Annotated in this window: 16 protein-coding genes; 14 read left to right on the top strand and 2 right to left on the bottom strand. The window is 61.3% G+C overall.

Annotated elements, in window-relative coordinates; translation table 11 throughout:
• Window positions 1-110 precede the first annotated feature (110 nt).
• The 6 genes from PIB16_RS03540 (at window position 111) to PIB16_RS03515 (ending at window position 7,851) form a co-directional block, all read left to right on the top strand.
• Window positions 111-2,117, top strand: coding sequence for a LysM peptidoglycan-binding domain-containing protein (locus PIB16_RS03540; protein WP_271045002.1), 2,007 nt, complete (start codon window positions 111-113; stop codon window positions 2,115-2,117).
• A 110-nt stretch (window positions 2,118-2,227) separates the two neighbouring features.
• Window positions 2,228-4,114, top strand: coding sequence for an ABCB family ABC transporter ATP-binding protein/permease (locus PIB16_RS03535; RefSeq protein ID WP_271045001.1), 1,887 nt, complete (start codon window positions 2,228-2,230; stop codon window positions 4,112-4,114).
• Window positions 4,115-4,276: 162 nt separating this feature from the next.
• Complete coding sequence (locus tag PIB16_RS03530; RefSeq protein WP_003520681.1) at window positions 4,277-4,975, top strand: phosphatidylserine decarboxylase; 699 nt, start codon at window positions 4,277-4,279, stop codon at window positions 4,973-4,975.
• A gap of 22 nt (window positions 4,976-4,997) precedes the next feature.
• Window positions 4,998-5,867, top strand: a complete 870-nt coding sequence (gene pssA / locus PIB16_RS03525; protein WP_059753142.1) for a CDP-diacylglycerol--serine O-phosphatidyltransferase — start codon at window positions 4,998-5,000, stop codon at window positions 5,865-5,867.
• A gap of 172 nt (window positions 5,868-6,039) precedes the next feature.
• On the top strand, window positions 6,040-6,171 hold the full coding sequence (locus PIB16_RS03520; protein ID WP_003496883.1) for a hypothetical protein: 132 nt from the start codon (window positions 6,040-6,042) through the stop codon (window positions 6,169-6,171).
• A 387-nt stretch (window positions 6,172-6,558) separates the two neighbouring features.
• Entirely contained in the window at window positions 6,559-7,851 is a 1,293-nt protein-coding gene (locus tag PIB16_RS03515; protein ID WP_065654114.1) for a GGDEF domain-containing response regulator, read from the top strand.
• 15 nt (window positions 7,852-7,866) lie between these two features.
• On the opposite strand, the gene PIB16_RS03510 is transcribed toward PIB16_RS03515, so the two are convergent.
• The gene (locus tag PIB16_RS03510; protein WP_271045000.1) at window positions 7,867-8,628 is read right to left on the bottom strand and encodes an SOS response-associated peptidase; all 762 of its coding nucleotides are present in this window, start codon (window positions 8,626-8,628) and stop codon (window positions 7,867-7,869) included.
• 10 nt (window positions 8,629-8,638) lie between these two features.
• Window positions 8,639-8,962 (bottom strand): YnfA family protein, encoded by a 324-nt coding sequence (locus PIB16_RS03505; protein ID WP_137003223.1) that lies wholly within the window; start codon window positions 8,960-8,962, stop codon window positions 8,639-8,641.
• A gap of 132 nt (window positions 8,963-9,094) precedes the next feature.
• Between PIB16_RS03505 and PIB16_RS03500 the strand changes: the two genes are divergently transcribed.
• The 8 genes from PIB16_RS03500 to PIB16_RS03465 all read left to right on the top strand — a co-directional run bounded on the left by PIB16_RS03500 (window position 9,095) and on the right by PIB16_RS03465 (window position 14,215).
• Complete coding sequence (locus PIB16_RS03500) at window positions 9,095-9,511, top strand: NUDIX hydrolase (protein WP_065654116.1); 417 nt, start codon at window positions 9,095-9,097, stop codon at window positions 9,509-9,511.
• 113 nt (window positions 9,512-9,624) lie between these two features.
• Entirely contained in the window at window positions 9,625-10,062 is a 438-nt protein-coding gene (locus tag PIB16_RS03495) for a TIGR02301 family protein (protein ID WP_080852380.1), read from the top strand.
• 105 nt (window positions 10,063-10,167) lie between these two features.
• Window positions 10,168-10,425, top strand: a complete 258-nt coding sequence (locus PIB16_RS03490) for a hypothetical protein (RefSeq protein ID WP_003501987.1) — start codon at window positions 10,168-10,170, stop codon at window positions 10,423-10,425.
• A 14-nt stretch (window positions 10,426-10,439) separates the two neighbouring features.
• Window positions 10,440-11,207: a hypothetical protein gene (locus tag PIB16_RS03485; RefSeq protein WP_059752357.1), complete on the top strand. Its 768-nt coding sequence runs from the start codon at window positions 10,440-10,442 to the stop codon at window positions 11,205-11,207.
• Window positions 11,208-11,328: 121 nt separating this feature from the next.
• Window positions 11,329-12,177 (top strand): CAF17-like 4Fe-4S cluster assembly/insertion protein YgfZ, encoded by an 849-nt coding sequence (gene ygfZ / locus PIB16_RS03480; RefSeq protein ID WP_271044999.1) that lies wholly within the window; start codon window positions 11,329-11,331, stop codon window positions 12,175-12,177.
• Window positions 12,178-12,179: 2 nt separating this feature from the next.
• Window positions 12,180-12,803: an HD family hydrolase gene (locus tag PIB16_RS03475; protein WP_271044998.1), complete on the top strand. Its 624-nt coding sequence runs from the start codon at window positions 12,180-12,182 to the stop codon at window positions 12,801-12,803.
• Complete coding sequence (locus tag PIB16_RS03470) at window positions 12,800-13,318, top strand: tyrosine phosphatase family protein (protein ID WP_271044997.1); 519 nt, start codon at window positions 12,800-12,802, stop codon at window positions 13,316-13,318. The genes PIB16_RS03475 and PIB16_RS03470 overlap by 4 nt, the downstream gene beginning before the upstream one ends.
• Window positions 13,319-13,393: 75 nt before the next feature.
• Window positions 13,394-14,215, top strand: coding sequence for a mechanosensitive ion channel family protein (locus tag PIB16_RS03465; RefSeq protein ID WP_080856178.1), 822 nt, complete (start codon window positions 13,394-13,396; stop codon window positions 14,213-14,215).
• Window positions 14,216-14,300 lie beyond the last annotated feature (85 nt).

Below are 14,300 nucleotides of genomic sequence, written 5' to 3'. Positions count from 1 at the left end.
AAATCCCTTGCAAATATGGCCTTTTGGCCACTCGCCGCTTGTCTGGCGCAAGGTAAGACGCTAGCAATCTCAACTCGTGTGAAAAGCTTGAAATACCCGGAGATTCCAGGATGAAAAACAATAAGGCCGGTTTGCTGGCGCTGATCGTGCTGGGCGTTGCGTCCCTGCTCATGATCTTTTTCGTCCTGCCGCGGATTTCAAACGACGGCAAACCGATCGGCGACGCCATCAACGAAGCCGGCAACGCCGTGAAGAACAGCGTTGAAATGGGCGCAGACAAGGCGGGCGACATTCTCTCCGACGCCGCCGAGGAAACCGCCAATATCGCCGACAAGGTCGGGCGGCGGGCCGCTTCCGCCACCCAGTCGATCAAGGATCTGACGACGCTTTTCGCCGATAGCAAGGTTCCCTCAGACGCCGATTTCGCGGCGGCGCGCAAGAAGGTCGAGACCTCGCTCAAGGAACTGACGAATATCGAAATTCCAGAGTCGCTCGACGAAACGACGTCGCGCCTCATCACCACCGCCCGCACGGCCGCTGAACGCACCACGGCGTTCCTGCGCGGCCTGCCCGACAATGCGGCGGCGGCGGCAGCACAGGTGCGTCGTCTGGCAGGCGTTTTCGCCGGCACCGACGATGGCGCGCCCGAACCGGCAAAACCGGCCGCAGCACCGGCCGATACGGCACAATCGTCTGCCGCCACGCCGACTTTCGACGTGCTGCGCGTCGAGCCGGACGGTTCGGCCGTGATTGCCGGCAAGGCACAGCCCGGCGCAAAGCTCGAAATCTTGAGCAACGGCAAGGTGGTCGCCCAGACGACCATCGACGGCACCGGCGATTTCGCCGCCGTTTTCGACAATCCGCTTCCGCCGGGCGATCACGAGCTGGTGCTGCGTTCAACCGATGCCAGCGGCAAGGCAACGCAATCCGAAGAAGTGGCCACGGTTTCCGTGCCTGACGGCAAGACGGGCGAGCTTCTGGCCATGGTTTCCAAGCCCGGCAAGGCAAGCCGCGTGCTGGCCATGCCGGAGGCGGCTCCGCCGGCGCTTCAGCCGCAAGCCGCGCCGTCGCAACAGCCCGCGGCAACACCTGAGCCCAGCGCCAACACCGCTTCCGCACCGCTCGCCGGTACTGCGGCTCCGTCCGCCGCGGCCCCGCTGACGTCGAGCGTCCAGGTCACTGCCGTCGAGTTCGAGGGATCGAAGATTTTCGTTGCGGGCTCCGCACCTGCCGGTTCGACGGTGCGTGCGCTGGTCGATGACAGGGAAATCGGCAAGAGCACCACGGAAGCCTCCGGCCATTTCGTCGTCGAAGGCGATGTCGATCTTAGCGTCGGCAGCCACATCATCACCGTCGAGGAACTGAATGCCGACGGCACCGCGAAGGTGCGTGTGCGCGTTCCCTTCGAGCGGCCGCAGACCGACCAGGCAACCGTCGCCATGCAGACGCCGTCCGCTTCGTCGTCAGCGACCACGACCGCGGCGCCGGCCGAAAACCTGAGCACGGCAAGCGACCGCGCCGCTTTCGAAAAGCTGCGCGCCGATGTCGCCAAGGCCTTCGGCATTCTTTCCAACCTCTACAAGGATCAGGCCACGCCTGCGCTCGATCAGGCCATTGCCGGCCGCTCCGCCGTCGTCATTGGTCTCAAGTCGCTTTCGGAATTCCGCACCGCAGCCGCGACCGAACCCGCCTTCACCGCTTTTGCGGGCGATATCACCGCCAAAGCGCGTCAGTTGCTGACATCGGTTGAAGCATGGCCGAACGATGTGGCGGCAATCGGCAAGGGTATTGCGTCGCTGGCAAGCCGCCTTGCCGAACTCCACATCACGGCACCCGCCGCGCCCGCGCCACAGGCGCCCGCCGGCACGCAGACCTTCGAGCAGGCGCCGCTGGCCGAGAGCCAGAACAGCGTCATCATCCGCCGTGGCGATACGCTGTGGCAGATTTCCCGTCGCGTTTATGGTCAGGGCGTGCGTTACACCACGATCTACCTTGCCAACGAAGATCAGATCAAAAACCCCGATCTGATCGAGCCCGGCCAGATTTTCGGCGTGCCGAAAGAGGCGCTGCCGAATGCGGAAGAACTTCACCGCAAGCGGCTGAAGAGCGGCTCCTGAGCATTTGGAGCGTTGCGGTGAACCCGCAACGACCCTATCTGTGACACGCGCGGCGGCTTGACCAAAGCCGCTGCCCTGCTGTCGGCTTCCGGCAGTGACCGGAGCGAATGATGGCCACGAAGAAAAAAACCATTTTGGCGGATTCCAGCAATCCCACCCAGACGCTGATCAATCTCTGGCCCTATATGTGGCCGGAAGGGCGGTGGGACCTGAAGATGCGGGTGATCTGGGCCACCGTGTACCTGGTCGTCGCCAAGCTGGTGCTGATCTCCGTTCCCTATTTCTTCAAATGGGCGACCGATGCGCTGAACGGCCGGCTGGATATGGCCGGGCTTGTTCCCGCCTTCCTGCTCGGCGCCGTCGCGCTGGTTATCGCCTATAATCTGACGCGGCTGATCCAGGTCGGACTCAACCAGCTTCGCGACTCGCTTTTCGCCAGCGTCGGCCAGCATGCGGTACGCCAGCTCGCCTACAGGACCTTCGTGCACATGCATCGGCTTTCTTTGCGGTTCCATCTGGAGCGCAAGACCGGCGGACTGTCGCGGGTCATCGAGCGCGGCACCAAGGGCATTGAAACCATTGTCCGCTTCACCATTCTCAACACCGCGCCGACCTTTATCGAATTCCTGCTGACGGCGATCATTTTCTGGGCCTCCTACGGTTTTTCCTATGTGCTCGTCACGGTCATCACGGTCTGGGCCTATATCTGGTTCACCGTGCGGGCCAGCAACTGGCGTATCGGCATCCGCCGCGCCATGAACGACAGCGACACCGACGCCAATACCAAGGCGATCGACTCGCTCTTAAATTTCGAGACCGTCAAATATTTCGGCAATGAGGAGATGGAGGCGCGGCGTTTCGACGTCGCCATGGAGCGTTACGAAAAATCGGCGATCTCGATCTGGACCTCGCTCGGCTGGCTGAACTTCGGTCAGGGCGTGATCTTCGGCATCGGCTCCACCGTCATGATGGTGATGTCGGCGCTTGCCGTGCAGCGCGGCGAACAGACCATCGGCGATTTCGTCTTCGTCAATGCGCTGCTGCTGCAGCTTTCGGTGCCGCTCAATTTCATCGGTTTCGTCTATCGCGAAATCCGCCAGGGCCTGACCGACATCGAACAGATGTTCGATCTTCTGGAGGTGGAGGCGGAAGTCACCGACAGGCCGGATGCAAAACCGCTCGCAGCCGGACCCGGCGCGATTTCCTTCCGCGACGTGCATTTCGCCTATGACCCCGAAAGGCCGATCCTGAAGGGCGTTTCCTTCGACGTGCCGGCGGGCAAGACGGTGGCCATCGTCGGCCCTTCGGGTGCGGGAAAATCGACGATCTCGCGGCTGCTTTATCGCTTCTACGATATTCAGGAAGGCTCCGTCACCGTCGACGGGCAGGATATTCGCGATGTGACGCAGAAGAGCCTGCGCTCGGTGATCGGCATGGTGCCGCAGGATACCGTGCTTTTCAACGACACGCTCGCCTACAACATCCGTTATGGCCGTCCCTCGGCCACCGACGAGGAACTGAGGGCGGCTGCGGATGCGGCGCAGATCAGCGCCTTCATCGGCAAGCTGCCGGAGGGTTACGCCACCATGGTCGGCGAACGCGGCCTGAAGCTTTCCGGCGGGGAGAAACAGCGCGTGGCGATTGCCCGCACCATCCTCAAGGCGCCGCCGATCCTCATTCTCGACGAAGCCACCTCGGCGCTCGATACGCATACGGAACAGGAAATCCAGAGCGCGCTCGACATCGTCTCGAAGAACCGCACGACGCTGGTTATCGCCCACCGCCTTTCCACCGTCATCGGCGCGGATGAGATCATCGTATTGAAGGACGGGCAGATCGCCGAACGCGGCACGCACAGCTCGCTGATGGGGCAGAACGGCCTCTACGCCTCGATGTGGAGCCGCCAGCGCGAGGCGATCCGCGCCGAGGAAATGCTGCGCCATGTCCGCGAAACCGACGATCTGGGTGTCATCGACCGCGGGGAACCCGCCCATTGATGGCTGTACGCCGGGGTAACAGGGCCAACGGGCGCACCCCACCATTGCCGGGCGGCCTTTTTGGCTGTAACCAGCTAGGCAAAATTTGTCGCATTGCCGTTTGGATCGTGTCGTATCGCGACCATATAGACGCGACAGACGGAAACCGGAGCAAGGAATCTCATGAATCTGTTCGACACCATTCGCAACACCATCGTACCGATCCACAAGGAAGGTTATGTCTTTGTGGCGGCCTTCTTCGTCGCATCGCTGGTGCTCGGCTGGATCGCCGAACCGCTGTTCTGGGTCGGTCTGGTGCTGACGGCCTGGTGCGCCTATTTCTTCCGCGATCCCGAGCGCGTCACGCCGCAGGATGACGACCTCATCATCAGCCCGGCTGATGGGAAGGTTTCCGCCGTGCAGAGCGTCGTTCCGCCGCTGGAGCTGGAACTCGGCAAGGAGCCGCTGGTGCGCATCTCGGTGTTCATGAACGTGTTCAACTGCCATGTGAACCGTTCGCCGGTGCGCGGCCGTATCGTCAATGTCGCCTACCGTCCCGGCCTCTTCCTCAATGCCGAAGTCGACAAGGCTTCCGAAGACAATGAGCGCAACGGCCTCGTCATCGAGACATCGCACGGCAAGGTCGGCGTGGTGCAGATCGCCGGCATGGTTGCACGCCGCATCGTCTGCTGGGTAAAGCCGAATGAACCAGTCGATGCCGGTGAGCGTTTCGGTCTTATCCGTTTCGGTTCGCGCCTCGATATCTTCCTTCCCGCAGGTTTCGAGCCGCGTGTATCGGTCGGCCAGACGGCGATTGCCGGTGAAACCGTGCTCGCCGAATTCGGCTCCGCCAAGGGTCCGGTCGTCAGCCGCCGCGGCTGACGGAAACAGGAAGGGCATGCGCATGGAAACGCCGATCGCCGAGCCGCAACAGAACGGCAAACCAGAGGGCCGCAGCGACAGCGGCCGTGGACCGCGGCTGAGGGAAATTCCCTTTCGCCTCGTCGTTCCCAATCTCATCACCGTTCTGGCCATCTGTGCGGGGCTGAGCGGCGTGCGTCTCGCCATCGAGGGGCGGTTCGAGCTGGCCGTCGGCATGGTGCTGCTGGCCGCCTTCCTCGACGGCATAGACGGGCGCATCGCCCGCATGATGAAAGCGACGTCCAAATTCGGCGAGCAGATGGATTCTCTGGCCGATATCGTCAATTTCGGTGTCGCCCCTGCGCTGGTGGTCTATGCCTACCTTCTCGATCAGGCACGCTCCATCGGCTGGATCGCCGCCCTCATTTACGTCATCGCCGCCGGCCTGCGTCTGGCGCGTTTCAACGTCATGATCGAGCGGCCGGTGAAGGCGCCCTGGCAGAATGAGTTCTTCGTGGGCGTTCCCGCCCCGATGGGCGCCATGCTGGTGCTGCTGCCGGTTTATCTCGGCTTCCTCGGCGTCGAGCCGGACAAGCCCTTCGCCTATGTCGCCGCCGCCTATACCGTGCTGATCGGTTACCTCCTCATCAGCCGCCTGCCGGTCTGGTCGGGAAAATCGGGCACCAGCCGCATTCGCCGCGATCTGGTGCTGCCAATGATCCTCGTCGTCGTGCTTTATGTAGCGATGCTGATGAGCTTCACCTGGGAGGTTCTGGTTCTGACGGTTGCCGCCTATCTCGTCTTCATTCCCATCAGCGCCCGCCTCTGGCATCGCCGCTACGGCACGCTGACCATCGAGGAAGACGGGCATGACGACGCCAATGGCGGCAACGGCCTCGATCGCGGTATTTAAAACCGCAGGTTTATTTTTTCTCGCACAAGCCGGCGCAGGATGTGACGCAAAATGTCGCAGCCTGAAAAGCCGGCTTCGTTTTTCTTCGCCTCGAATCCGTCAAGATTAGCCGCGAAAGAAGTGGCTCACACGCATCGCAACGGCGATTGGCGTGAATTGTGGAGAGAGAGAAATGACGAACGAGACGAAGGCGCAGCCGCAGGCGAAGCCCGACCTCAACAGCCACTACCGCCCGCTCGGACTGAAGGCCGTTGCGGCCGCAGCCCTGATGCTGAAGCGCAAACCTGCCGCCAAAACCGCCTGAAAATATTTGGTTTTTTGATTTTTCGAATTTTGCGGACTGTCCGGAAAACGGAACGTTCCCACCGGAAAATCGACAATCACGCGGCGCCTTTCCGGGCGCCGTTTTTGTTTCAAGCACTGCCGCTAAATTGCAGCGCGTCAGTCATTCATAAAATCGGCAGCCTTCTGTAACGAAGCTGCAACGAAAGTGTAGTAAAAATCTCGCCTTCCACAAGAAGGCTATACGAACACCGACGTATAGATTAGTGAATACAAAAGAACTTTTCTATTCCGCATTTTTTTCCACAACAATGCATAAGCCGGCTTTCGAATCCGCAGACACGCGGATGACGAATATTCGGCGTTGAGGAAAGATTGTGAAGACAGGCCAGGGGGGCTTGGGACGGCCATGCAGGATAAAATCCTTCTGATTGAAGATTCCGTTGCTCTTTCCATGCTGCTGAAGACGCGGCTTTCGGAAGAAACGGAAGCCGAGGTCGTCCATTGCGACAGCATGGCCGCAGCCGATACCCTCATGCAGGCCCATAGTTTCACGCTGGCGCTGACGGGTCTCAACCTACCCGATGCGCCGAAGGGCGAGATTCTCGCACTTCTATCCGAGCGCAAGGTGCCGGCCATCGTTTTCACCGCCACGGTGGATGAGGAGGCGCGCAAGCGCTACGCCGAAAAGAAGATCATCGATTACATCGTCAAGGACGGTCATCGCACCGTCGATGCAGTCGTCAGAACCGTCCAGCGGATTTTGAACAACAAGCTATTCTCCGTTCTTGTGGTCGATGATGTGCGCGCGGCACGGTCCGGCCTCGTGGAAATTCTGGAGCGGCAAAATTTCAGGGTCAGCGAGGCCCACTCCGGCAAGCAGGCGCTGGAAATCCTGTCGCAGAACCCGACGATCCAGCTCGTCATCACCGATTATCATATGCCTGACATGGACGGTTATGAGTTGACGCGCCGCATCTGCGACAGCCGCTCATCCGAAGATTTGCGGGTGATCGGCATATCGTCCTCCACAGACCGGTTGCTTTCGGCAAGCTTCCTGAAGGCTGGCGCCTCGGATTTCGTCTACCGCCCCTTCGTGCCGGAAGAATTGCAGTGCCGCATCGATAACAATATCGAGACGTTGAAGCAGCTCAAACGCCTGCGCGAACTGGCCGAACGCGACCACCTTACCGGCCTGCCGAACCGCCGCTCCTTCTTCGAGCGCACGCGGGCGCTGATGGATGTCATCAACGGCAATGACGAGAGCGGCGCCATTGCCATTCTCGACATCGACCATTTCAAGAAGATCAACGACACGCTGGGCCACGATGCCGGCGACAGGGCGCTGAAAAAGCTGGCCGAACTGCTGCATGACATGTGTGACGAGCAACGCCACATTCCCGCCCGCCTGGGCGGCGAGGAGTTTGCCGTGTTCCTGCGCGGGCTGGATGCGCACGCCGCCTATCAGTTCTGCGAGGAGCTGCGCGGACAGGTGGAAAAGAACGGCCGGCAGCTGAGCGGTAGCAGCCTCGCCCTGACGATTTCGCTCGGCGTCGTGGAGATCGAAAAGGGCGAACCCTTCGACAACCAGCTGAATGCAGCGGACCAGCTGCTCTATCTCGCCAAGGCGAATGGCCGTAACCGCGTTTATTCCGACATCATGATCCAGGAAGGCCTGCAGAAGATCGGGCGGAACGGCTGATTCTCTCGGGTGCCGTCAAAACAATGACATCTGCCCTTCGTCCTTTGCCGGCTTGATCTTCGCCAGCGGTGCGCTTTCCGGCACCGGCTCGATCAGATCCGCACCGACATTGGCGACCTTGTTGACCTTGTCCGATACCGGGATCATCTCGAAAAAATCATCCTGAACCGGCCGCATCAGATCGGCGACCTCGCGCGGCTCCTGGGCCTTGCAATCCAGCCAGCGGCTGAAATCCTCGGGCGCGATGACAACAGGCATGCGATCGTGAATACGGCCGATCGCGGCATTGGCGGCGGTGGTGAGGATCGCGCCGGTATCGACCTCCGAGCCATCGGCGGAAGACCAGGTTTCCATAAGACCGGCGAAGGCGACGATGCCGCCGCTTTTCGGGCGGATGAAATAGGGCTGTGGTTTGGCGCCCTCCTCCTTCGGCGGGCGTCGCCATTCGTAAAAGCCGGTGGCGGGAACGAGGACGCGGCGATGGCGCATGGCGGCGCGGAAGGAGGCCTTGCCGATGGCGGTTTCCGACCGCGCATTGATGAGCAGCGGAAAATCCTTCGGATCCTTCACCCAGCCCGGCAGAAAACCCCAGCGGACCAGCACGGCCCGGCGATTGGGCAGGTTGCTGCCGCGCTCCGGTCGCTCGCCCTCCATCACGACCAGAATGGGCTGCGTCGGCGCGATGTTGAAACGGGCGGGAAAATCCTCAAGGCCGATCAGATCGAGATAGTCGGCGATCTCCTCGGGCGTCGCCTTCAGCACGAAACGTCCGCACATGCTTTTCTCCTCAACCCCTTGGCCCGAACAGGATGATGGCGGTGCCGGCAAGGCAGACGACGCCGCCGGCAATATCCCACCGGTCCGGCGCGTGCCCTTCCACGCCCCAGAGCCAGAAGAGCGAAGCGGCAATGTAAATCCCGCCATAGGCGGCATAGGCCCTGCCCGCCGCCTCTGTCGGAACCAACGTCAGAAGCCACGCGAAAGCCGCCAGCGCCACCATGCCGGGCAGCAATATCCACCCGGTCTTGCCGAGTTTCAGCCAGGCCCAGAAGGAAAAGCAGCCGGCAATTTCGGCAAGAGCCGCCAGGACATAGATAAGATAGACCTTCATTCCACCGTCTTTAACATGCACAATCGCGCCAGTTCCGGACTATAAGCATCGGCACGGAAACCGGAATCGATTTTTCCGAGCCATGTACCACTATAGACAGGCCGGCAACGGCCGAAACAAGCGAAACCATTCATGACCCTCCGTATCAAGCCCCGCCCCGCCTCCTCCGCCATCGTCAGGAACGGCGACCGGCTGCTTCTCGTGCGCCGCATCAACCCGCCTTCGAAGGACATGTTCGCCTTTCCGGGCGGTCGCGGCGAAGACGGCGAAACGCCGGCCGAGACGGCGCTGCGCGAATTGCACGAGGAAACCGGCATCGTGGCGCGCAAGCCGCAGCTTTTCGCGACATACGATCTTCCCTCCCGCGACGCCGAAGGGGTGCTGACGAGCCATTATTTCCTGTCGGTCTTTACCGTGGAAACCGATGCCGATCCGCTCGTGACTGTCGGTGACGATGCGGCGGATGCGGGCTGGTACACATTGGCGGAAATCCGCCTTCTGCCGGCGCCGGAAAGCGTCGTCGAATGCGCCGAGCGCCTGCTTGCATGATTGCCAGCCAGCCAGAATCGCTATTATCTAGGGCCGATCCGCCCGCCGGATGGTCGCGAGCCAACAGTTCACGAGCCAATAGTTCACGAGTATGTGTGGGGCAGAATAGAATTTTGATACGGCCAACCATCTTCCTGTCTCTTTTTCTGACAATGCTTGCCACCGCCGGGCAGCAGGGCATCGCTTATGCGCAGCCTTCAAAACCCGGTTCCGAGGTGCGTCCGGCGGAAGCCGCGCCGCCCAAGCCCGCTCCTTATGACGACAAGCTCGCACGGCTGTCGGAGATACTGGGCGCGGTGCAATATCTCAGAACCCTGTGCCCTTCTTCCGGACCGGAGGACTGGCGCAGATCGATGAGCGATCTTCTGGCTGCAGACACGGCCAACGAACCTGAACGACGTCAGCGCATGACGGCTGCATTCAACCGTGGATACCGCTCCTTTGCGGCCATCCACACCAGTTGCACACGCGCCGCCATCATGGCAGAAGAGAACTACCGTAACGAAGGGGCAACACTCGCGCAGGAAATCGCGTCCCGGTTCGGAAATTAGAGGATTATTAACCTCTTTTCGCCGCAGGCCGTGCCGTTTTGATAAAAGGCTGCTAGTGTTGTTAACAGGGTGGTAAGGACTTGCCCGCCCTGTCGAGGATGAAAGATGCAGACAAGCCGTAACGAAATCGACGATATGATCGTGCATGAAAAGATGCAGGTCGCTCTGGAACACCAGAACGAGGCATGGGCTGACGGCATGGCCGACGGCATCGAGCCGGAGATCATCGCCGATGCCGCCATCGCTCTGGCCATGCGCGAAACCATCCGTATCCATGGCGAGGCCGGCGCTGAAGCAATGCTGGAATCGCTGCGCCAGCGCATGCTTCAGGGCGAATTTTCGCCGCAGCGGGTAATACAGTAAAGCCGGGGTCTATCATGTCTTGCCTGAGCAAGGGGCTTTTGCGCTCTTCCGCCCTGCTGTCCATCCTGCTTGCCCTGACCGCCGGGCCGATTGGCATGCCAGGCCGCGCCTTTGCCCTTTCCGAGCTGAAGCCGGCGCAGAACACCGAAAGCGAGCCTAAGGCTGAGAATGGCGGTGAGCCGCAGCAGGCCCAGCCCGCAGAGCCGGACGAGATCGAAGGCGATTCGGAAGGCATTCCCCTGCCCGACCCTCTGGTGGACCGTTCCGCCAACCAGTCGAACCAGCAATCCTCCAAGCCCGACAACACGCCGGAAATGTCCGTTGTGATCGAGCACGACATTTCCAAGGCGCCGGAACCCGTGCGCAAGCTGCGCCAGCAGATCATCGAAGCTGCCGCCTCGGGCGATATCGAAAAGCTGCGGCCCTTCATCGCCGCCGGCCAGAAAGAATTCCGCATCGACGGCAATGACGGCGAAGACCCGATTGCGGCGCTGAAAAGCTATTCCGGCGATCCTGACGGGCTGGAAGTGCTGGCGATCATCATCGACCTGCTGTCGACCGGATATGCCCATATCGATGCCGGCACGCCTGACGAAGCCTATGTTTTCCCCTATTTCGCCGGAAAGCCGCTGAATACGCTGACTGCGCCGGAAAAGGTGGAGCTTCTGCGCATCATCACCGCGGGCGATCTGGCGGACATGCAGGAATATGGCAATTACAGCTTCTACCGGGTCGGCATTTCGCCCGATGGCAAGTGGAAGTTCTTCACCGCCGGCGATTGATCGCATCGCGGTGCTTGCCGTTCTCTGGCAAAAATCCTAACTGTGCGGAATGAGCATTCCGGCAAAGCGCATCGGCTTTTGCCGGAGTTCACAGAGTCTCGACGAACCGAACGGTGACGCCATGCCTTCCGCCCTTCTTGCCAACCGCCGCCTGATCCGGGTTTCCGGCACCGGCGCCGAGGAATTTCTGAACAACCTCATCACCGCAGACGTTGAAAACCTGCCGGAAGGCGAAGCACGGGCCGCAGCCCTTCTTACGCCGCAGGGCAAGATCCTGTTCGATTTCATGATCTGGCGCGATGGCGGCGATTATCTGATCGAGACGGGCGTCGCCGAACAAGACGCGCTGCTGCGCCGCCTGACCATGTACAAGCTGCGTGCACCGGTCGATCTCAAAGCCGAGACTGTCGAAGGCGTGAGTGTCTTCTGGAACGAGACTGCGCCGACGGCAGGCATTCGGGATGGTCGTTTCGGCAAGGCTGGCATCGATCTTTACCGTATACCGGGCGCATCCGCATCCGGCGACATCGCCGCCTATGATGCGCTCCGTGTCGAGCATGGGATTGCCCAATCCGGCCGGGACTATGCGTTGCAGGATGCCTTTCCCCATGATGTGCTGATGGATGTGAATGACGGCGTTTCCTTCAGGAAGGGCTGCTTTGTCGGTCAGGAAGTCGTCTCGCGCATGAAACATCGCGGCACGGCAAGACGCCGCGTCGTCACCGTTTCGGCCGAAGGCGCGCTTCCCACCAGTGGGACGGAGATGACCGCCGATGGAAAACCGGTCGGCACGCTCGGAACCATTTGCGGCAACAGGGCGCTTGCCATCGTTCGGATCGACCGCATTGCCGATGCGCTCGCATCCGGCACGCCGCTTCTGGCGGAGACTGTTCCCGTGACCGTGGCCCTGCCCGCCTGGAGCGGCCTTTCCTTCCCGGCCGCCGATCCGGCAGCGCGGGCGGAGGACTGAGAGTGGCGCCTGCAAAAAGCCCGCGCGCCTGGCAGCGCATGCTGTCCGGCCGGCGGCTCGATCTGCTCGACCCGTCGCCGCTCGATGTGGAAATCGCCGATATCGCCCATGGCCTTGCCCGCGTTGCCCGCTGGAACGGCCAGACGCGCGGTGACTACGCCTTTTCCGTCGCCCAGCATTGCCTCATCGTCGAGACCATCTTCCGCCGCATGTGCACAGGTGCGACGCCTGATGACATGCAGATGGCGCTTCTGCACGATGCGCCGGAATATGTCATCGGCGACATGATCTCGCCGTTCAAATCCGTGGTCGGCGGCGGTTACAAGACCGTGGAAAAACGGCTTGAAGCCGCCGTGCATCTGCGTTTCGGCCTGCCGCCGCATGCATCGCGCGATTTGAAGGACCGCATCAAGAAGGCCGATACGGTCGCCGCCTTTTTCGAGGCGACGGAGCTTGCCGGTTTTTCCACCGCCGAGGCGCAGAAATTCTTCGGCCTGCCGCGCGGCATTACCCGCGACATGTTCGACATCACGCCCCTGCCCTCAACCGAAGCGCAAAAGCTGTTCATCGAACGTTTCGAGGCCATCGAGGCGATGCGTGCCGTCAAGACGGGGAGTGCGACATGACCGCCATTGTCGTATCGCCGCTGTCGCGGATCGCGGAGATGGCCGTCAAACACAAGGCCCGCGAAATGGTGACGCTGATCGCCAAAGAGCAGTCCTTTCACCGCCCCGCCGTCATTGCCGCAGACCGGCATCTGACGCTTGCCATGAACGACATCGCATTCAAGGGCACCGCCGATCTCATCGCGCCTGACGATGCACATGTGCTGAAGCTGATCGATTTCGCCCGGCAATGGGACCAGTCAGCACCACTGCTCATCCATTGCTGGATGGGTGTTTCCCGCTCACCCGCCGCCGCCGTCATCGCCGCGCTCAGCCTTTATCCGGACCAGGATGAGATCGAACTTGCGCTGCGCCTGCGCGCCGTCTCGCCCTATGCCACGCCCAATGCCCGCATCATCGCCATCGGCGACCGTCTGCTCGGGCGCGATGGCCGGCTGGTGGCGGCGATCAAAAAAATCGGCAGGGGCGCGGATACGGATGGTAACGTGCCCTTCGTGCTGCCGCTTGGCAACTGAGGTGGTTTTGGCGGAACCCTCACGGCGTCCAGTCGTTACCAACCCTGAAGAGCAATGAAAATCACAGGATAATTCATGGAACAACAGGCAACGGATATCATCGTCGCATCGCAGGCGGCGTTGCAGCAGGCAAGCGCGCTTGCGGTGCAATATTCCTTCTCGGTCGTCGGTGCGCTTCTGCTGCTGATCGTCGGCTGGCTGGCCGCCACTTTCCTGCAACGCTGGGCTTTTCAGGGCCTGTCGCGCATTCGCGGTTTCGATGCGACACTCGCCGGTTTCTTCGCCGGCGCCATCCGCTATGTGGTTCTCATTCTGGTGCTGGTCATGGTGCTTGGCCAGTTCGGGGTGCAGACGGCCTCCATTCTCGCCGCCCTTGGCGCCGCCGGTCTGGCCATCGGCCTTGCGTTGCAGGGCACGCTGCAGAATATTGCCGCCGGCATCATGCTTCTGGTGCTGCGCCCCTTCCGGGTCGGCGAATATATCGAGACCAGCACGGTCAGCGGCACGGTGATCGAGATCGGGCTGTTTGCGACCGAGCTGAAGACCAGCGACGGACTTTACCGTCTCGCGCCCAACTCCACGCTCTGGAACGTGCCCATCACCAATTACAGCCGCTTTCCCTCGCGCCGTCACGAACTCAGCCTGACGGTCAAGAATGACGAGGATCTGGCGGCCGCACAGGATATGCTGATGAAAGTCGTGCGTTCGGAGAGCCGGGTTTTGCTGGACCCCGCCCCCGTTACTTTCGTCGATTCGGTCAGCGCCGACAGCGCCACCGTCAAATTGCGCTACTGGGTGCGCAGCGACACTTTTTTCGCGACGACCCGCGATGTGACGAAAGCCATGAAACTCGCCTTCGACGAGCGCAAGGCGGAAGTGAGCGCCCAGCCGGCCTGAGACCTCACGTTTTCCTTTTTTCCAAGCGCGGTGGCTACAACAGCCATCGCGCTTTTTCGTTGCGCCACGTAGCAGCGCGCACTTG

Source organism: Agrobacterium sp. ST15.13.015, assembly GCF_027871645.1.
In the GTDB taxonomy this organism is placed as follows: Bacteria; Pseudomonadota; Alphaproteobacteria; order Rhizobiales; family Rhizobiaceae; genus Agrobacterium; species Agrobacterium leguminum.
This window is presented reverse-complemented; position numbering and strand designations above follow the sequence as displayed.